The organism is Sandarakinorhabdus limnophila DSM 17366, assembly GCF_945882885.1.
Taxonomy (GTDB): Bacteria; Pseudomonadota; Alphaproteobacteria; order Sphingomonadales; family Sphingomonadaceae; genus Sandarakinorhabdus; species Sandarakinorhabdus limnophila_A.
The window spans coordinates 15,764-34,640 of record NZ_CAMCWT010000029.1 but is presented as its reverse complement, the minus strand read 5'-3'; the positions used below and the strand labels follow the sequence as shown (position 1 = coordinate 34,640).

17 protein-coding genes and 1 tRNA gene are annotated in these 18,877 nt (G+C 66.1%); 13 read left to right on the top strand and 5 right to left on the bottom strand.

Annotated elements, in window-relative coordinates:
• Positions 1-196 precede the first annotated feature (196 nt).
• Positions 197-892, top strand: a complete 696-nt coding sequence (locus Q7O19_RS08090; RefSeq protein ID WP_303809805.1) for a peptidylprolyl isomerase — start codon at positions 197-199, stop codon at positions 890-892.
• Here Q7O19_RS08090 and map read toward each other — a convergent pair whose 3' ends face one another.
• Positions 893-1,714: a type I methionyl aminopeptidase gene (gene map / locus Q7O19_RS08085; RefSeq protein ID WP_303809803.1), complete on the bottom strand. Its 822-nt coding sequence runs from the start codon at positions 1,712-1,714 to the stop codon at positions 893-895.
• An 81-nt stretch (positions 1,715-1,795) separates the two neighbouring features.
• Here map and Q7O19_RS08080 point away from each other — a divergent pair, with 81 nt between their 5' ends.
• The 8 genes from Q7O19_RS08080 to Q7O19_RS08045 are packed head-to-tail and all read left to right on the top strand — an operon-like array spanning position 1,796 to position 8,417.
• Entirely contained in the window at positions 1,796-2,566 is a 771-nt protein-coding gene (locus Q7O19_RS08080; protein ID WP_303809802.1) for a molybdopterin-binding protein, read from the top strand.
• An 8-nt stretch (positions 2,567-2,574) separates the two neighbouring features.
• On the top strand, positions 2,575-2,856 hold the full coding sequence (locus tag Q7O19_RS08075) for a hypothetical protein (protein WP_303809801.1): 282 nt from the start codon (positions 2,575-2,577) through the stop codon (positions 2,854-2,856).
• Between the two features lie 4 nt (positions 2,857-2,860).
• Positions 2,861-3,538 carry an orotidine-5'-phosphate decarboxylase gene (gene pyrF, locus Q7O19_RS08070; protein WP_303809799.1) on the top strand — a complete coding sequence of 226 codons (678 nt, stop codon included), beginning with the start codon at positions 2,861-2,863 and terminating at the stop codon, positions 3,536-3,538.
• Positions 3,535-4,167, top strand: coding sequence for a phosphoribosylanthranilate isomerase (locus Q7O19_RS08065; RefSeq protein WP_303809798.1), 633 nt, complete (start codon positions 3,535-3,537; stop codon positions 4,165-4,167). Before pyrF ends, Q7O19_RS08065 begins: the two co-directional genes overlap by 4 nt.
• Positions 4,164-5,378 (top strand): tryptophan synthase subunit beta, encoded by a 1,215-nt coding sequence (gene trpB, locus Q7O19_RS08060; RefSeq protein ID WP_303809796.1) that lies wholly within the window; start codon positions 4,164-4,166, stop codon positions 5,376-5,378. Before Q7O19_RS08065 ends, trpB begins: the two co-directional genes overlap by 4 nt.
• A complete protein-coding gene (gene trpA, locus Q7O19_RS08055) occupies positions 5,375-6,205 on the top strand; it encodes a tryptophan synthase subunit alpha (protein ID WP_303809794.1) in 831 nt (276 codons plus the stop codon). Before trpB ends, trpA begins: the two co-directional genes overlap by 4 nt.
• Positions 6,202-7,068, top strand: coding sequence for an acetyl-CoA carboxylase, carboxyltransferase subunit beta (gene accD, locus Q7O19_RS08050; RefSeq protein WP_303809793.1), 867 nt, complete (start codon positions 6,202-6,204; stop codon positions 7,066-7,068). Before trpA ends, accD begins: the two co-directional genes overlap by 4 nt.
• Complete coding sequence (locus Q7O19_RS08045) at positions 7,065-8,417, top strand: folylpolyglutamate synthase/dihydrofolate synthase family protein (protein WP_303809791.1); 1,353 nt, start codon at positions 7,065-7,067, stop codon at positions 8,415-8,417. The genes accD and Q7O19_RS08045 overlap by 4 nt, the downstream gene beginning before the upstream one ends.
• Positions 8,418-8,424: 7 nt before the next feature.
• Here the strand turns inward: Q7O19_RS08045 and Q7O19_RS08040 are convergent, their stop codons facing one another.
• The gene (locus Q7O19_RS08040) at positions 8,425-8,988 is read right to left on the bottom strand and encodes a helix-turn-helix domain-containing protein (RefSeq protein ID WP_303809789.1); all 564 of its coding nucleotides are present in this window, start codon (positions 8,986-8,988) and stop codon (positions 8,425-8,427) included.
• Positions 8,989-9,082: 94 nt separating this feature from the next.
• Between Q7O19_RS08040 and Q7O19_RS08035 the strand changes: the two genes are divergently transcribed.
• Positions 9,083-9,595 (top strand): DUF6456 domain-containing protein, encoded by a 513-nt coding sequence (locus Q7O19_RS08035; RefSeq protein ID WP_303809787.1) that lies wholly within the window; start codon positions 9,083-9,085, stop codon positions 9,593-9,595.
• Between the two features lie 5 nt (positions 9,596-9,600).
• Complete coding sequence (locus Q7O19_RS08030) at positions 9,601-10,167, top strand: superoxide dismutase family protein (protein ID WP_303809785.1); 567 nt, start codon at positions 9,601-9,603, stop codon at positions 10,165-10,167.
• Here Q7O19_RS08030 and Q7O19_RS08025 read toward each other — a convergent pair.
• Positions 10,146-10,222, bottom strand: a tRNA-His gene (locus Q7O19_RS08025). The genes Q7O19_RS08030 and Q7O19_RS08025 overlap by 22 nt on opposite strands.
• A 153-nt stretch (positions 10,223-10,375) precedes the next feature.
• On the opposite strand from Q7O19_RS08025, the gene Q7O19_RS08020 reads away from it, so the two are divergent.
• Positions 10,376-11,479, top strand: coding sequence for a Glu/Leu/Phe/Val dehydrogenase dimerization domain-containing protein (locus Q7O19_RS08020; RefSeq protein ID WP_303809783.1), 1,104 nt, complete (start codon positions 10,376-10,378; stop codon positions 11,477-11,479).
• Between the two features lie 7 nt (positions 11,480-11,486).
• Here the strand turns inward: Q7O19_RS08020 and Q7O19_RS08015 are convergent, their stop codons facing one another.
• Entirely contained in the window at positions 11,487-15,578 is a 4,092-nt protein-coding gene (locus tag Q7O19_RS08015; RefSeq protein WP_303809781.1) for a translocation/assembly module TamB domain-containing protein, read from the bottom strand.
• Positions 15,579-15,595: 17 nt separating this feature from the next.
• Positions 15,596-17,464 (bottom strand): autotransporter assembly complex family protein, encoded by a 1,869-nt coding sequence (locus Q7O19_RS08010; RefSeq protein WP_303809780.1) that lies wholly within the window; start codon positions 17,462-17,464, stop codon positions 15,596-15,598.
• Positions 17,465-17,911: 447 nt separating this feature from the next.
• Here Q7O19_RS08010 and Q7O19_RS08000 point away from each other — a divergent pair, with 447 nt between their 5' ends.
• Positions 17,912-18,853: a DUF808 domain-containing protein gene (locus Q7O19_RS08000; protein WP_303809776.1), complete on the top strand. Its 942-nt coding sequence runs from the start codon at positions 17,912-17,914 to the stop codon at positions 18,851-18,853.
• Positions 18,854-18,877: the final 24 nt, after the last annotated feature.

Here is an 18,877-nt window from a genome sequence, read left to right as displayed (position 1 = left end):
CCACGCCAACGTCCACAATCACTTCAATCTCGAACGCCACATCGTCGATCGCCAAACCTTCAAAGAACGCCGCTCAGCCGCACTGGCCGAGTGGCAATCGCTTGCCAGCTAAGCGTCGCACGCAAAGCCCGAGCTGCATCTTCGAGAGATGAGTTCGCACAAGACTGACAGCACCTGGCCAGGCTATGCTGCGGCTATGATTCGTCGCTCCATCATCGCTGCCGCGCTTGCCGGCTTGTCGCTGCCCCTGTCCGCGCAGGAGGCGGCGCCACCACCGTCGCCGCCTGTCGAACCGGCGACAGTGAAGGTGGTGATGACCACCGAACTTGGCCCGATCACCATAGCGCTGGAAACCGAGCGCGCGCCGGTCACTGCCGGCTATATCCTCAAACATGTCGATGAAAAGCGGCTCGATGGCGCTGCCTTCTATCGGGCCTACAAGATCACGCCCGATGGCAGCATTGGCCTGGTGCAAGCTGGCATCCAGGATGGCCGCAAACTGCTGCCCCCGGTGGCCCATGAACCGACGACGACCACCGGTCTTACTCATGATGAAGGCGCTGTCAGCCTCGCCCGCGCGGCGCCCGGCACGGCGCAGGCGCAATTCTTCTTCATCCTCGGCAGCCTGAAGGCGCTGGATGCCAATCCGGCCGGGCCGGGAGACAATCTGGGTTTTGCCGTGTTCGGCCGTGTGACCGAGGGCATGGACGTAGTGCGCAAGATCCTGAACGTGCCCATTTCCGCCACCAAGGGCGAAGGCGTGATGAAAGGGCAGATGATCGAAGCGCCGGTGAAGATCATTAGTGTGAACCGGCTGATCCCGTTGCCGAAACCGCCCGCCAAACCTGTCGCGAAGCCGCCTGTGAAGAAGCCGCTGCCGAAACGCCGCTGATCAAACGTATGGCGGCGCGTGCCAGCCCTTGGGCGAGGCGGTGAAGATCTCGCAGCCGGTTTCGGTGATGCCGATGCTGTGTTCAAACTGGGCCGAAAGTGAACGGTCACGCGTCACCGCCGTCCAGCCATCATCCAGCACCTTCACCGCCGGGCCGCCACCATTGATCATCGGTTCGATGGTGAAGAACATACCGGGCTTCAGCACGACACCGCGCCCCGGCTTGCCGACATGCACCACGTTGGGCGCCGTGTGGAAATCCTGGCCCAGCCCGTGCCCGCAGAAATCGCGCACCACGCTGAAGCGGTTCCGCTCAGCATGGGTCTGGATGGCGTGGCCCACGTCGCCCAGCGTCTTACCGGGCCGAGCCTGTTCGATGCCCATCATCAAGCATTCATGCGTCACTTCCACCAGCTTGCGCGCCTTCAATGGCACATCGCCCAACAGGAGCATGCGGCTGGTGTCGCCATACCAGCCGTCCACCACCACGGTCACATCGATGTTGACGATATCGCCGCTCTTCAATTTTTTCGGCCCCGGAATGCCGTGGCAAACGACATGGTTCACGCTGGTGCACAGCGAGTGCGAGAAGCCGCGATAGAAAACGGTGGCTGAGGCGGCTCCCGCGGCGCGCACGAATTCCCACGCCATCGTGTCGAGATCGATGGTCGCCACTTCGGGGAGCACATGCGGGGTCAGATGGTCCAGCACCTCGGCGGCCAGCCGGCCAGCCTTGCGCATCCCTTCAAAGGCCGCCGGCCCATGCAGGCGCAGTTGGCCCTCGTGTGGGTCCATCACCGTGGTATAGAGCGCTTGCGTCATATCCACGCCTGTAGGGTTTCAGGCCGGCAAAGTCCATCTTCACCATGGTCACGGCCGCCGCCCTGCGCTAAGTCCGGGCGCATGAACGAACCGAGTCACACGCAGGCGGGGCGCATCTACACCGCCGCTCTCGTCATCATCGGCGACGAGATATTGTCCGGCCGCACGCAGGACGCCAACACCGCCTATCTGGCGAAATGGCTGGGCGTGCAGGGCATCCGCCTTAAGGAAGTGCGCGTTGTCGCCGACGAGATGGATGCCATTGCCGAAGCCGTGAACGCCCTGCGGGTGAAGCACGACTATCTGTTCACCACCGGCGGCATCGGCCCGACGCACGACGATATCACCGTGGATGCCATCGCCGCCGCGCTCGGCCTTGATGTCATCATCCACCCCGATGCCCGCGCCATTCTGGCCGCGCACTATGGCGACCAGCTCACCGATGCCCGCCTGCGCATGGCCCGCACACCGGCTGGTGCCAGCCTGATCGAGAACCCGCGCACCAAGGCGCCGGGTATCCGCGTGGAAAACATCTTCATCATGGCCGGCGTGCCGATGATCACGCAGGGCATGCTGGCCTGGCTGGATGGCCAGTTGCCGGGCGGCGCCCCGGTGTTGTCGCGCAGCGTGGGTGCGTGGACGCAGGAGAGCAAGGCCGCCGAGATATTGAAGCGCACCGAGAAGGATAATCCCGGCGTGCAGATCGGCTCCTACCCGTTCTGGCGCGAAGGCAAGACCGGCGCCAATTTCGTCATGCGCTCCACCAGTGATGCGCAACTGGCCGAGGTGGCGCAAAAGCTGATGGCAACCCTGTCGGAAGCTGGTATCATCGCAGTTGACGGAGAGCTGTGAGGGTCAACATGGCAATCGTTCGCTGGGTCTTTCTCGCCGTGGTGGCGGTGTTGTTCATCTTGTTGGCGGTGTCCAACTGGACACTCGTCGATTTCGTTCTGCCCGACGGCACGCCCGCGGCGCTGCCGTTTCCGCTGCTGCTCGGCATCGCCTTCCTTGCCGGCTTGATCTCCACATGGATCTGGCACGTGTTGCTGCGGCCCTTGGCTGAAAGCCGGCGCGTGCGCCCGGCCCGGGTCGAGCATGCCCAGGTGGCCGCCCCGGTTACTTCCCCCGCCAGCGGAGCCTGACCCCATGAGCAATCCGGTATTCGTGGCGGTCGATACGCCCGATGTCGCCGCTGCGCGCGCGCTGGTCGCTGCCGTTGCGCCGCATGTTGGCGGGGTAAAGCTCGGCCTCGAATTCTTCTGCGCCCATGGCCGGGCCGGCATTGCCGCTGTCATGGAAGGCCAGTCGTTGCCGCTGTTCCTCGATCTCAAACTCCACGACATTCCCAACACCGTGGCCGGCGCCGTGCGCAGCCTCGCGCCGCTGGCCCCTTCCATCCTCACCGTCCACGCCGCCGGGGGCCACGCCATGCTGGCCGCAGCTCGCGCTGCCGCGCTGCCCGGCACGCACGTGGTGGCCGTCACCGTTCTCACCAGCCTGGATGATGCTGATTTGCTTAGTGCCGGTGTGCCCGATGGTGCTGCCACCCAGGCTGCGCGCCTCGCCCGGTTGACGCGCGGGGCAGGGTTGAATGGTATCGTCTGCTCGCCGCATGAAGTCGCCGCCGTGAAGGCTGAATGGGCCGATGGCCTGTTCGTCGTGCCCGGCGTCCGCCCGGCCGGCAGCGATGCTGGCGATCAGAAGCGCGTGATGACGCCCGCCGAGGCTCTCAAGGCCGGAGCCGGCGTCCTCGTCATCGGCCGCCCGATCACGTCAGCCCCCGATCCGGCCGCTGCGGCTGCTGCGATCGCAGCCAGCCTGTGACGCCCTTCAAGATCTGCGGGCTGTCCACGCCGGAAACCGTGGATGCCTCGGTCGCAGTTGGCGCGGCGCATCTTGGGTTCAATTTTTTTGCGCCCAGCCCGCGCTTTGTCGAACCGGGCGCCGCCGCGTCGCTGATCGCCCGCGTGCCTTCTGGGGTGGGCCGGGTTGCCGTGCTGGTGGCGCCGGATGATGCGCTGGTGGCCGCCGTGATAGAAGCCGGCATCACCATATTGCAGCTGCATGATGCCGGCGCAGAGCGGGTGGGTGAACTGAAATCGCGGTATAATCTGCCGGTGTGGCTGGCGGCGGGGGTGAAGACCCGCGACGATATCCGCAGCGCAGAGAAGGCCGCAGGCCCGGCTGATCTGTTGCTCCTCGATGCCAAAGCGCCTAACGACGCTCCGCTTCCGGGCGGCAATGGGCTGGCCTTTGATTGGCAGTTGCTGATCGATACCCGGCCGGGACGGCGCTTTGGCCTGGCCGGCGGGCTTGGTATAAACAATGTCGCAGATGCCATCTGTCGGGTGGCGCCGGCGTTGGTGGATGTGGCATCAGGTGTGGAAGAGAGTGCAGGGGTGAAATCAGTGGACAAGATCAGGGCTTTTGCCAGCGCCGTTAGGGCCGCATGAGCGTGCCTGAAGGCTCCCTGCGCGCCGGCCCGGATGCGAATGGCCACTTCGGTGAATTCGGCGGGCGTTACGTCGCTGAAACGCTGATGCCGCTGGTCCTGGAACTGGAACAGGCCTATATCGCCGCCAAGGCCGATCCGGCGTTTCAGGCTGAGCTCGACGATCTGCTCAAGCATTATGTCGGCCGGCCCAGCCCGCTGTATTACGCTGAACGCCTGACCGACGAACTGGGCGGCGCAAAGATCTACCTGAAGCGCGACGAGCTCAATCACACCGGCGCGCACAAGATCAACAATTGCATCGGCCAGATCCTGCTCGCCCGCCGCATGGGCAAGACGCGCATCATCGCCGAAACCGGCGCCGGCCAGCACGGCGTGGCCACTGCCACCGTGGCGGCGCGCTTTGGCCTGCCGTGCACCATCTTCATGGGCGCCCGCGATATCGAGCGCCAGGCGCCGAACGTGTTCCGCATGAAACTGCTGGGTGCCGAGGTGAAAGCGGTGGAAAGCGGCAGCCGCACGCTGAAGGACGCCATGAACGAGGCGCTGCGCGATTGGGTGACCAACGTGCACGACACCTTCTACATCATCGGCACGGCAGCCGGCCCGCACCCCTATCCGGAACTGGTGCGCGATTTCCAGACGGTGATCGGCAAGGAAGCCCGCGCCCAGCTTCTTGAGCGGGAAGGGCGCTTGCCCGATCTGCTGGTGGCCTCGATCGGCGGCGGTTCCAACGCCATCGGCCTGTTCCACCCCTTCCTGGATGACAGGGATGTGCGGATCGTCGGCATCGAAGCATCTGGCAAAGGCCTGACCACGCACGAGCACGCCGCATCGCTGGCCGGTGGTCGCGCCGGGGTTCTGCACGGCAACAAGACCATGCTGCTGCAGGATGAAGACGGCCAGATCACCGAAGCGCACAGCATTTCGGCCGGCCTGGATTATCCCGGCATCGGTCCGGAACATGCCTGGCTGCACGCCATCGGCCGCGTGGAATATCAAAGCGCGACCGACGCCGAAGCGCTGGAAGGCTTCCAGTTGCTGTGCCGCACCGAAGGCATCATCCCGGCGCTGGAGCCGGCCCACGCCATTGCCGCCATCGCCCGCATCGCGCCGACGATGGCCAAGGATCAGATCATCATCGCCAACCTGTGCGGCCGCGGGGACAAGGATATCTTCACCGTCGCAGCCGCATTGGGAGTGACGATGTGAGCGACCGCCTGGCCACCCGCTTCGCCGCCTGCGCCGCGCAGGGCCGCGCCGCGCTGATTACCTTCGTGACCGCTGGCGATCCCGATCTTGCCACCAGCGCCGAAATCCTCGCCGCATTGCCGGGCGCGGGAGCCGACGTGATCGAAATCGGCATGCCGTTCACCGATCCGATGGCCGATGGTCCGGCGATCCAGCGCGGCAACCTGCGCAGCCTTGCTGTCGGCACCACGCTTCGCAAGCTGTTGGCGATGGTCACGGATTTCCGCAAAGCCGATAATGCCACGCCGATCGTGCTGATGGGCTATTTCAACCCGATCCTCGCCTTTGGGCCCGAACGTTTTGCCGCTGCTGCCAAGTCGGCCGGAATCGATGGCTGCATCGTTGTCGATCTGCCGCCCGAAGAAGGCGGCGAACTGGCGCCCGCGCTGGCCGCGCACGGCCTGCACCTGGTGCGGCTGGCGACCCCCACGACTGATGCCCATCGTCTGCCCACCGTGCTCAACGGCGCATCGGGCTTCCTCTATTATGTCGCGGTGGCCGGCGTCACCGGCGCCAATAGCGCAGCCGCCACCGATGTTGCCGAAGCTGTGGCCCGCCTGAAAGCGTCGACCAGCCTGCCGATCGCGGTGGGCTTTGGTGTGCGTACCCCCGATCAGGCCGCCGCCATTGCCACCCACGCCGATGCCGTGGTGGTGGGCAGCGCCATTGTCGATGCGATTGGTGCCGCCGCCGAAGAACGCGCCAACGATATTCCCGCCCGCGTTGCTGCCCAGGTGGCGGCGCTGGCCCAGGCCGTCCGCACGGCCCGTACGGAGAAAGCCGCATGAGCTGGATCACCCGCACCCGCCAACAATTGACCGGGTTCCTCGCCCGCCGCGACACGCCCGACAATCTGTGGACCAAGTGCAAGAATTGCGGCGCCATGGTCTACACCAAGGAATGGGAAGACAATGGCAGCGTCTGCCCGCGCTGTGATCATCATGATCGCATCGGGCCCAACGCGCGTTTCACCCATTTGTTCGACGGCGATTATCGTGTGCTGCCGGCGGCGAAGGTCGCGGAAGATCCGTTGAAGTTCAAGGATCAGAAGAAATATACCGATCGCCTGCAGGCCGCCCGCACCGCCACCGGTGAACCCGAAGCCATGATGATCGGCGATGGCCAGATCATGGGCCAGCGCGCCATTGTGGGCGTGCAGGATTTCGCCTTCATGGGCGGATCGATGGGCATGGGCGTGGGAGAGGCGTTCCTGGCCGGCGTGGATGCCGCGCTGGCCGCCAAGGTGCCCTATATCGTTTTCACGGCCGCCGGCGGCGCGCGCATGCAGGAAGGCATATTGTCTCTCATGCAGATGCCGCGCAGCACGGTTGGCATTCAGATGCTGAGCGAAGCCGGGCTGCCCTATATCGTAGTGCTCACTGATCCGACCACCGGCGGCGTGACCGCCAGCTATGCCATGCTGGGCGATATCCAGATTGCCGAGCCGAACGCGCTCATTGGCTTCGCCGGCCAGCGCGTGATCGAACAAACGATTCGCGAGAAACTGCCCGAGGGCTTCCAGCGCGCCGAATATCTGCTCGAACATGGCATGCTCGACATGGTGGTGCACCGCCGCGACCTGAAGGAAACCCTGGGTCGTCTTATCACTCTGCTGATGGCGCGCCCGAAAAAGGTTAGCGGCGCCGCGTGAGCCTGCCGCCCCCTCCACCCGGCGCGCGCATGCCGCCGGCGCGGTCTGACAACCCGCGCCTGGATGCCTTGCTCCGCAAGGCGCACGATCTGCATCCCACCGAGATCGATCTCACGCTCGGTCGCCTCGAACGCCTGCTCGGCGCGCTCGGCAATCCGCACCACCGCTTGCCACCGGTGTTCCATGTCGCCGGCACCAACGGCAAGGGCAGCACCTGCGCCATGCTGCGCGCCTGCCTGGAAGCCGAAGGCCGGCGCGTGCATGTCTATTCCAGCCCGCACCTCGTCCGCTTCAACGAACGGATCCGGCTCGCCGGCCAGCTGATCGACGATGATGCGCTGATTGTGCTGCTGAACGACGTCATCAAACGCAACGGCGAAGCGCCGATCACCTTCTTTGAACTCACCACGGCGGCGGCCTTCCTGGCCTTTGCCACGGTGGAGGCCGATGCCTACATCATCGAGGTAGGCCTGGGCGGGCGCATGGACGCCACCAACATCATCCCCAGCGCACTGGTTTCGGGCATCGCCCAACTGGGGCTGGATCATACGCAATGGCTCGGCCCGACCATATTGGATATCGCCCGCGAAAAGGCCGGCATTGCCCGCAAGGGCGTGCCGCTGGTCACCGGCCGTCACCCTGCTGCCGTCACCGCCCGCATTGCTGAAGTGGCGGGCCTGGCTGGCGCCAAGCTGTTGATCCGTGGGCAGGATTGGGATGCGGCGACCTATGAGGGGCAGCTGCATTATCGCGACGAAGCCGGCAAGCTGGCCGTGTCGTTGCCGCGCTTGGCCGGCATCCACCAGCACGACAATGCCGCGTTGGCCATCGCGATGCTGCGTGCGCAGACGGCGCTGCCCGTGAAGGATGCCGCCTATCGCGCTGGCATGGGCTGGGTGGAATGGCCAGCGCGCCTGCAGAAACTGGAAAGCGGGCCCTTGTGGTCATTGCTGCCGGCGGGCAGCAGCCTGTGGGTTGATGGCGGCCACAATCCCGCCGCCGGCCGCGCCCTGGCCGAAAGCGTGCGGCCCTTGCTGCAAACCGGCCAGCGCTTGCTGCTGGTAACGGGCATGCTGGCGGCCAAGGATGCCGAAGGCTTTCTGAAGAGCTTTGCCGGCATGGCATCGGCGCTTTATGCGGTGCCGGTGCCGGGCCACGCCGCCCATGATCCCGCGCAGTTGGCCGCCACCGCATCAGCCATGGGCATGGCCGCCGTGACCGCGCCCGATCTGACCAAAGCGCTGCGCGCCATCGCGCGCAACAGTGAAAGCCCGCCGCTGGTGCTGGTCACCGGATCGCTGCACCTGGCGGGCCGCGCGCTGGAACTGAACGGCAATCTGCCGAACTGAGCCTGGCCTAGGGTCGCCGCACCAGCATCGTTACCATCGCCAGCCACGGCACTTCGGCCAGCACCTGCTGGCGCGCGCCTGGCGTTGTGGGCAGCAGCTGGATGCGGCTGCCGTCCACCGCGATCAGGCGGCCAAAGGCAAAGCGGCCGGCGGGGCGCGGCGCCAGCACGTCGCGATTGATGGCGCGGCCGAACTGGGCGGGGGCAAGGCGTTGCGCCCAGAGTTCGTCCCCGTTGCGATAATCGCCCTGGGCGGTTTCCACCACCATGCCGATCAGATCGGGTTGCGGCTGCGGCGGCAGCAATGTGCGTGGCCGTTCGGGGGCATCGGCGCCATTGCTGCCGATCAGTGCCGCCACCGGCACGTCCGCCCGATCGGGCAGGGTAACCAGGCTGGAGGCCGGCACCGCCATCGCGGCAGCGATGCGCTCCAGCCAGTCGATGGAAACGGTGCGCATGCCGGTTTCCAGCCGCCCGATGGTTTGCGGCGTGGTGGGCGGATCGCAGGCGGCCGCAACATCGGCCAGCGTGAGGCCGTGCGCCTTTCGAACATCACGGATACGAGTGAGCATGGATCAAATAACCTCTCTGGTTATTTCTGTCCTACAATCCCTCTCCTGTGCAAGGTGTAATCCATCATCAACGTGCCGCAACGGAGAAAAGCCGATGGCTCGCCATGCACAGGAAATCACCCCGGACATCCCACCACCGACCGAAAATCGCCTGCTCGCCACCCGCATCCTGCCGGCACCCGATATAATCGATCGCGCCCGAGTGACGGTGAATCTGGCCGAATCGCCGCTGGTCTGGTTGGCGCGGCGTGGCCATGTCTCGCCGATGCAACTGCTGGCAAGCGAACGGCTGCGCGCCGATTTCTACCATGCGCAATTGGGCCCGCGCGTGACGATGCGCTGGGATCCGCTGCCTGCAGCCGCGCGCGGGCAGGGCGGCCCGCCCGATCTTTCGAGGGGACAGATCGCCGCCAAGCGCCGGTTCGAGGCAGCGGTTGCCGCCTGCGGCCCCGGCCTTTCCGATATCGCCTGGCGGGTGATCTGTCAGGGCGAAGGCCTTGAAGCGGCCGAACGTGCGCTGGGCTGGCCAGTGCGGGCCGGAAAACTCGTGCTGCAACTGGCGCTTGATCGCCTGGTCAGCCATTATAGGCTTCAATCATCGGAGTAAGCACCATGCGCCGCCTCACCCTCTTCCTGCCGCTCCTCGTTCTCGCGGCCTGCGGGCCCAAAACGGAATCACTGGGCCGGGTGGGCGGCGCGCCGCCGTCGCTGATGCTTTCTACCCGTCTGCTTACGGCGGAAGGCAACAGCTTGGGCGAAGTGGAATTGCTGCAAATGGCTGAAGGCGTGCAGCTGATCGCCACGGTGAAGGGCTTGCCAGCGGGCCAATATGCCATGCACCTGCACGGCGTGGGCCGCTGTGTTGGCCCGGATTTCACCAGCGCCGGGCCGCATTTCAATCCGGCGGGCAAGCAGCACGGCCGGGATAATCCGATGGGCGCCCATGCCGGCGATCTGCCCAATCTGGCCGTGACCGAAAAGGGTATCGGAGAGATGAGCTTGTTGTTGCCCGGGCTCCGCCTCGCCGATGGCGATACGCCGCTGCTCGATGCTGATGGCGCGGCGGTGGTGCTGCACGCCAAGGCCGATGATTATCGCAGCGATCCTGCCGGCAATGCCGGTTCCAGAATCGCATGTGGGGAAGTGCGGAAAACAGATGGGGCGACTGACGGGGCTTGAACCCGCGACCTCTGGTACCACAAACCAGCGCTCTAACCAGCTGAGCTACAGTCGCCACGACAAACCTGCCGGGAGGCGCGGGATAGACGAGGGCGGGGCCAGAGGCAAGCCAGAAGTTCCGCGCGCCAGTTCATGAATGACCGTTGCGTCGAACAGAAATTTTATTACATTATCGCGCAATGAAATCCTGTCAGTTGGAGCAGAGCTGATGACCGTTGCCGCCCCCGCTGCCCGTTTTGCGACCGTTCAACTGGCTGCCCTTGATGCTGCCGGCGCGCCGGGGTTCGACGCGCATGAACGCGTGGCGCTGGTGAAGGATGCGGCCACCGGCCTGCATGCTATCGTCGCCATCCATTCCACCCATCTCGGTCCGGCGGCCGGTGGCGTGCGGCGCTGGGCCTATGCCAGCGAGGCCGCGGCGCTCACCGATGCGCTGCGCCTGTCCCGCGGCATGAGCTACAAGAATGCCATGGCGGGGCTCAAGGCGGGCGGCGGCAAGGCAGTCGTAATCGCTGACGCGCCCAAGACGGAAGCGCTGCTGGAAGCCTTTGGTGATGCCATCGCCGCGCTCGGCGGCCGTTATCTGACCGCCGAGGATGTGGGCATGAGCGATGCCGATATGGTGGTCGTTTCCCGTCGCACCCCGCATGTGGCCGGGTTGCCGGTGGCGGCCGGCGAAGTGGGCGGCAATCCGGGGCCGTTCACGGCGCGGGGCGCGCTGGCCGGGCTGAAGGCTGCGGTGCGTCACAAGCTGGGGACCGATCGTGTTGCTGGGCTCCATATCGCTATCCAGGGCGTTGGCAGCGTGGGCGGTGCGCTGGCCCGGGCGCTGGCCGCCGAGGGCGCGCGGCTGACCATCGCCGATGTCGATCCGGCCCGCGCCGCGGCGTTGGCCGCCGAACTGGGCGCGACCCGGGTGGACGTCGCCGCGATCATGGCGGCGAAGGCCGATGTGTTCAGCCCCAACGCGCTGGGCGCGATCCTTGATCAGAACAGCATTGACGCCCTTGACGTGGCGGTGGTGGCCGGTGCCGCCAACAACCAGCTTGCCACGCCGGAAGACGGTGCCCGGCTGGCGGCGCGCGGCATCCTTTATGCTCCTGATTACGTCATCAACGCTGGCGGAATCATCTCGGTCGTGGCTGAATATCTGGCAAAGACCGAAGGGCACAAGGTGACGCTGGCGGAGGTGAACGCGCAGGTGGATGCCATCGGCCCGCGCTTGGCCACCCTGTTTGCGGAGGCCGATGCCAGCGGGCTGGCGACGGAGGTGGTGGCGGACCGCACGGCGCAGGCGTTGATCGGGCGCTGAACCGCCTTCAATAATCCTTCTTCCAACGCACGCTGCCTGATGTGCCGCCCAGCGTCGCCACCTGGCTGAGCACTGACAAGGTGCGGGTCAGCCCGATCTCGATGCTGGTGGCGGTGTAACCCTGCGCGTCGGTGGCAAGCTCGACATAGACATTGCGGCCAACATATTGTCCGGCGGCGACCGTGGTGCGCCGGCCGGTGACAACATCGGCGGGCAGGATGCGCAGCCGATCGATGCCCAGGCCCTTGCCCACTGCGCCAATCAGGTTAAAACGGCCGCCGCTGCCCCGCAGGGACGCGAGCGCGCCGGCCAGCTGGATGGCTTCGGGTGCAGACAGATCGGTGACGTTGCTGCCGAACAGCACGCGTGACAGCACTTCATCTTCGGGCAGGGCAGGCACGGAACTGAACTTGATCTGCGGCCGCTGCGCCGTGCCTTCCACATTCAGGAAGGCGGTGAAGCCGTTGCCGGTGTTTTCGGCGGTCACCGCGATGATGGGATCGGGCGGATAGGCGCCTACGAAGCGGATATCGCCGCGGGTGAGCTGAAAACGCTTGCCGGCAAAATCATAATCGCCGCGCACCAGTTGCACCCGGCCGAACAATTCCGGCGTGGTGGCGCCGCCGCGCAGCCGCACATCGGCCTGCCATTCGGAATTGATGCCCATGCCGGTGACCAGCAGGCGGCGATCGGCCTTGATATTGAGGTTGAACAGCCAGCGCGTGGGGGCAACATATTGCACCGTGCGCCGGCCGAGCACGCGGGTGTTCTTCTCCGTCACCTGCAGCACCGGCACATCGGCCACGGCCGTTCGCCCCACCCGATAATCGGCGCGTGACAGGGTAAGCGTCCCCGAAACGACGCCGCCATATTCGTCGGTCGCCAACCGGATGTTGCCGCTGCCTGTGGCGGAAAGATCATCGCGGCCCAGGATGGCGGCGTTGGTCACCATCATGCGGATATCCATCGGAAAGGCGCGCTCATAGCTCAGATCGATGCTGCCCGATCCGCTGATGCTGCCTTGGCCGGATTTCCCGGCAAAGCGGGTGAATTCCAGTTTCGACGCGGTGAAGCGGGCATCCAGGCTGACATCGGTGGCCACCGCGCCGAGCAAGGGCGCTTCCACCCGGCCACCCAGCCCACGGATCCGGCCTGCCACCTGCGGATCGCCCAGCGTGCCTGAAACATCGGCAGCCACCTGCACCGCGCCGCGCACATCCAGCGCGGTAAGGCCGGACAGGCCCCACAGATCCTGCGCCGGCCCGGCATAGCGCAATTGGCCAGTGACGCTGGCATCGAACAGACGGGAAACAAGGTCAGCATCGCCGGCCGGGATCGGGCCCAATCGGGCTTGGGCGCGGCCCTCCACCTTGCCGGCGCGCACGATCACCGCGCGCATCACCGTGCCACCGGCACCCAGTGCGGCATTGAGGCCAACGTCGATCGGGGTGGACGTGGAGGTGATGTTGCTGCGCGACAGGCCGTTCAGTCGCAAGGCCGCCGTGCCGGTGGGGGCGGCATCGCCGGCCTGTGCCAGCGCCAGCGTGCCCGAAACCCGCCCGGCCAGATTGAGCGTGGGATAGGCCAAGCCCACCATCTGCAGCGATACCTTGTCGAGCCGGGCATTGAGCCGCTTCGTCGCGCCCCAATCGCCGGCCACTTCGGCATTGCCCAGCGCGCTGGTGAGCGTGACGGGGGCGAGGTGCCAGCCGGCCGTATCGCGGGTGATCACCGCCGGCCCGGCCAGTTTGGCGGCACGGCCATCATAGTCGCCGCCGCCGCTGATCTGCCAACGGTTGGGCGCGATGGCGCCGGTGAAGGCGAGGTTGAAGGCCTCACCGCTGTTGCCGGACAGGGCAAGGCTCGCGGTGCCAGAACCGCCCTTCATCTGCAGCGTGCCCGTGGCCTTTTCCATCATCAGATTGCCCCGTTCCAATCCGGCCAGATCGAGCGCGGCATCGATATCGGGCCCGCTGGCCGGCAGCAGCACGCGCGCCGCGAGCCGGAGCCGGTCAACCGTGATCGGCGTTGAAAATGGAAGGTTGAGTGAGTCGCCGGCCACAGCCAGTTCCGCCAACTGCACGGCGCCAGCGGCAGACAGTTTGGCGCTGCCGGTAAGGCCTTTGCCGGCCAGCGCCAGCGTGCCGGCGAACGGCCCGGCAGCGGACTGGTCCAGCCGGCCGCTGGCGACAAAATCCGCAGCCGCCAGGCGGTCCAAATCGATTCGTAGTACCGGCGACAGACTGACATCGGCCTTCAAGGTGACCGGCCCCAGCCCCGATTGCGCATCACCATCCACCCGCCAGCCATCGCCGGCCGGATCGATACGGGCCGCCACGGCGGTGAGGCCATAGCCGGGTTTCGCCAGCCGGGCGGTGAAATGCGGCGCGGCGACGGTGCCTTCGCCATCGAGTGCGAATAGCCCCCAATCAAGACTTTTGCCGGAGGAGGCGAGCGTGAAGCGGCCATTTGCCCAACCAGCACGCCCCGCAGCGGCCAGTTTCGGTGATGACAGCACCAGATCCGACAGGGTAACGGCCAGGCCGGGCAGCAGCGCAAAACGCCCGCCCAGCGTGAGGCCGCCGCCGGTAATGCGGGTGAGCCCGCCGGCGGACGGGCGCGCCGCGATCAGGCGGAAATCGCCGCTGCCGGCAACGCTCCGATTGGCGCCAGGTTTCATATTGGCGCGGAAGGCCGCGTCGGCAACGCCCAGTTGCGGCAGCGCCCAACCGCGCACATCGCCCGCCGCGCTCAGCCCCCAGGCGCTGGTGGCCGGCACGAACGACAGGCCGATGCGGGTTGCCAGCGGTCCGCTTGCCAGCTTCAGATCATTGGCTTGCAACTGGCCCTTGGCATAAAGCAGCCGGCCTTCGGCGCGCCATTTGCCGGCCAAAGTCTTCAGTGTGTCGGGCAAGCCGGTGAGGCCCGTAGCGGTGGCGACCAACGGCGCCGACAGGCCCGTTTCGTTCAGATCGGCGATCCCGGCCACAGACAGACCGTTAAGCGCCAACCCGCCCGGCAGCGCCAGCCGCTTCGCCAGCAGCCGCGCATCGATGATGGGCGCCAGCAGCGGGCCGGCGAGGCGTGCGGTGAGCAGGCCGCCATCGACGCCCCAATCCTTGGCGAGCGCGCTGCCCTCCGCCAAGCTCAGCCGTATGTCGGCTTCGGTCCAGCGTTCTTCGGCACGGTCGATCCGGCCAGCCAGGCGGCCGGTGATTTGCCTACCATCCAGCGTCAGTTTCAGTCGGGTCAGATCGCCATCGGGCACCACTTCGGCCACCACAGCCAACCCGCCGGCCAGCGCCTCTTTCGCGGCGCCTCCCAACAGCGGCACCGGATCGATGCGCCCGCGCGCCCCCAACGCCCCGGCCTTGCCCGCCAGCGCCAGATCGGCCAGCGGTGCGGAACCCAGGCTGGCCACCAACTGCCCGGTCCAATCGCGCCAGCGCCCGCGCCCGGTGGCGGTGGCATTGAGCGGCGCTTTCAACCGGGCCAGTGTCGTCACCAGGCCACCGGCTGGCGCTGCCAGCTTGGCGTTGAGCGCGAACTTGTCCCGATCCGGTTCGGCATCAAGGTGCAACGCCAGCGTGTCGCCGGCAGACACTTTGGCATCCAGGTCCACCAGCGCCCGCCCGGCGTGGAGATCAAGCCGGCTTTTGGCGCTCAGCAGGCGCTCCGGCCCGGCAATGCCCTTGGCCACAACCAGCCGGCCCAGTTCCAGTTTGCCGATGCGGATATCGATATCAGGCAGGATGCGTGGATCAGAAACCGGCTTCAGGCGCGGCAGGCGTTCCAGCGTGGCATCGGGGATGATTAGTTCGGCCGCCTCGAAGCGGTTGCTGATCAGCGCCCGCGGCGTCCAGTCGAGCAGCACCCGCGGTGCGCGGGCAAAGCGACCGTCCTGATCGCGCAGTTCCACGCCCTCCAGCGTCGCCTTGCCCCACAGGCTGCCGCTGATCCGCGTCACGTGGAGCGAAATGCCGTTGGCCAGGCTGAACCCGGCCAGCCGCCGTGCCGTCCAGTCGCGACCGGATTGGGTATCAAGCGCAAAGGGCAGGGCGATGATCACCGCCAGCAACGCCAGAAGCGAAACCAGCAAGATGCGCCACCCGCGCATCAGAACGCCTGCCCTATGGAGACATAGAACACCAACCGGGGGTCCCCCTTTTGCGGATTGACTGGTGTGGCGATGTCCACTCGCACCGGGCCAAAGCCGGTGTAGAAGCGAGCGCCAATGCCCGCGCCCAGCGACAGCCGATCAAAGGCCGGGGTGGTGCCGGTGGAAACCTCGCCGGCATCGACGAACGCCACGATGCCCAAGTCCTGGCCCAGCGCCTGGAAGCGATAGCGGGCTTCCACCACCAGTTCGGTGAGGCTGTTGCCGCCGGTGGGAACATTATCGGCATTGCGCGGGCCAACGCCCTGGAACACATAACCGCGCACCGACCCGCCACCGCCGGCATAGAAGCGCCGGTCCGGCGCGATCACGCCGCGATTGGCGCCAACGATACTGCCGAGGTGGAAGCGTCCCGCGAGCACCAGGCTGTCGCCAATCGGCTTGTAGGCGGTCACTTCGAATTGGGCCTTGAGATAATTGAAATTGCTCTGGTCTCTGAGCGTGAATTCCGGGCTGAGGCGCGTGGTCAGCCGGAAGCCCCGGGATGGGTTGAGCAGATCATCGGACCGGTCCCAGGTGACGCTGGCCGGTACTGCCAAAACCGTGAAGGTGCGGCGCGGGTCGCCCGGCACCGAACGGTCGCGTTGGCTGGTGATCAGCGCCTGGGCGCCGATGCTCCAGGTCCAGTCTTTCTGCCAGAGGATGTTGGATTCGCGCGCCAGTGCCGCCGAAATGCCCAGCGTTTCGGCGGCAAAGGCGAATTGCTGGCTGGCGGTTAAGCCGCCGGCAACCAGCAATTGCCGATCGCGCTGGCCGAAATTGCGCTTGCGCAGTTCCACCTGCGCCACCTGCTCGCGCTGCGCGGCAACGGCACGGGCGGTGAAGGCGCCTTCGGGCGGGAACAGGTTGCGGTGGGTCCAGCTGCCTTCGGCGCGCACGCCCTGGCCGGTGGAAAAACCGCCGGACAGGGCGATGGTGCGCATCGGTGCGGCTTCGCTGTTGATGTCGAGATTGACCGTCTGTGTGCCATCCTCGCATGCGGCGCCTTCGCCAGGCTTGATCGCCACCGCGCTGAACAGTCCGGTTTGCAACAGTGCACGGCGCAGATCCTCGCGGCCGGCGTTGCTGTAGCGGTCACCGGGCTTGAAGCGGGGGAGCAGGGCGACATGCTTTTCGTCCATGCCCTTCACGCCATTATCGATGCGGATGGCGCCAAACACGCCGCGGCGGCCAAGATCGACATTTTGCACCAGCGTGGCGTCGCGGCTGGCATGATCGATGGTGATATCGGGCAGCGAAATGCGCGCGAATGGATAGCCGGCATCGGCAAGGCGGATCGGCAGGCCATCCTGCGCCGATTGCACGCGCGCGGCTTCCACTGCATCGCCCACCCGGATCGGCAACAGCCGGCCGACAATGCGGGCGGGATCACTGCTGTTCACGGCACCCGGCGATGCCGTGATGGTGATTTCGCGGAAATTGTAGACGGGGCCGGGCTGGGCAACGACGCGCACGACGCTGGCCGGCGCGGCGGCGGTGCCTGGCGCGATGCTGATGCGGGCCTGGCCACCATAATGACCTATCGAGCGCAGCAGCAAATCGACCAGATCACGGTCTTCGGCGATGCGGCGGCCCAATTGTGCCAGGTTGGTCTCTTCGCCCCGATGCAGCCACAGCGTCGACAGGCCGCGAAACTCATCGTCGAGGCCCAGTTCGGCCAGCCCGCTGACCTCAACGCTGTATCGAACGGCGGCATCCGGAGCATCAGCATCGCCGGAGCTGGTCGAATCGACATCAGGCCACGCCACAGCCTCGCCGCCGGGCAGATCGGGCAGGGGGGCTTTTGGGCCTGGAATATCGTCGGCCACCGGCGGAGCTTCTGGCTCGGCGGCTGGTACTGGCGTTGGGGGCCCAGCAGGCGCAGTTTGGGCCTGCGCGGTTCCGGCCACAGTGGCGAGCAAGAGAGGCAGGAACCGATGCACCATACAGGGTTTACCGGATGGGCAAGACAGCGCAAGGCGCACGCGCCTCTGGCGCTGGCAGTCGCTCTGGTGCAAGGGACTGGGAATGGCGTCTCCCGGCTCTCCTGTTTCGCGTCCACCACAACGTGGCGGCGGTATCTTCATCGCTTTTGGGCTGGTGGCGGGTGCCGTCGGGGGCATGCTCGCCGGGCAGCCGTCTGTAGGGCTGCTGGCAGGGCTGGGCGTGGGTTTATCAGCGGCCGTCCTGCTCGCTGTGCGCGACCGCCGCTGAACACCGCATTGTTCTGGCGTGCGGCTGCGGTATCAAACGGCAGCATTTTCGAGGGATAACGCATGGCAAGCGGCCTGTTTGCATTGCTGGATGATATAGCGGCGATCGCCAAGGTGGCGGCGGCCAGTGTCGATGATATCGGCACCATGGCGGTGTCCAGCCTGGATGATACCGCAGCGGCAGCCGCCAAGGCGGCTGGCGTGCTGGTGGATGATGCCGCCGTCGCCCCGCGCTACGTCGTCGGCTTTTCTGCCGATCGCGAAATCCCGATCGTTGCCAAGATCGCGCGCGGCAGCCTGAAGAACAAGCTGCTGTTCCTGCTGCCCGGCGCGTTGACGCTGTCCTATTTACTGCCCGTTGTCATCACGCCACTGCTGATGGCCGGCGGCGCTTTCCTGTGCTTCGAAGGCGCGGAAAAATTGTGGGAAAAACTCACGCCGCAAGATGAATCCGCCGATGAGGACGCCGCCATGGACCCGGCGACGCGTGAACGCACCATGGTATCGGGCGCGATTCGCACCGACATGATTCTCTCGGCCGAAATCATGGCTATCGCGCTGGGAACGGTGGAACAGGAACCCATCGCCGAACAGGCCGGCGCGCTGTTGGTGGTGGCGCTGGGGATTACCGCCCTGGTTTACGGCGCCGTTGCGCTGATCGTGAAGGCCGATGATTTCGGGGTGTTCCTTGCCCGCAAACGCAATGGCGCCGTGGCGGCGCTGGGGCGCGGGCTGGTGATCGGCATGCCAACGTTCCTGATACTGCTCGGCTGGGTCGGGCTGCTCGCCATGCTGTGGGTGGGTGGCCACATCATCATCGACGGGCTCGCCAAGTTCGGCATCGGCTTGCCTTCTGATCTGCTGCACGCTGCCACCGAGGGCGTGGCAGGCGCGGGCAGCCTTGTCGCCTGGCTGGTTGAGGCAGGCAGTGCCGGCCTGTTCGGCATTGCCGTTGGCGGCATTATCGCCGCAGCCCTGCACGCCATTCCCCGCAAGGGCCATTGATCGGTTTCGTCTTTTCCTGTATTG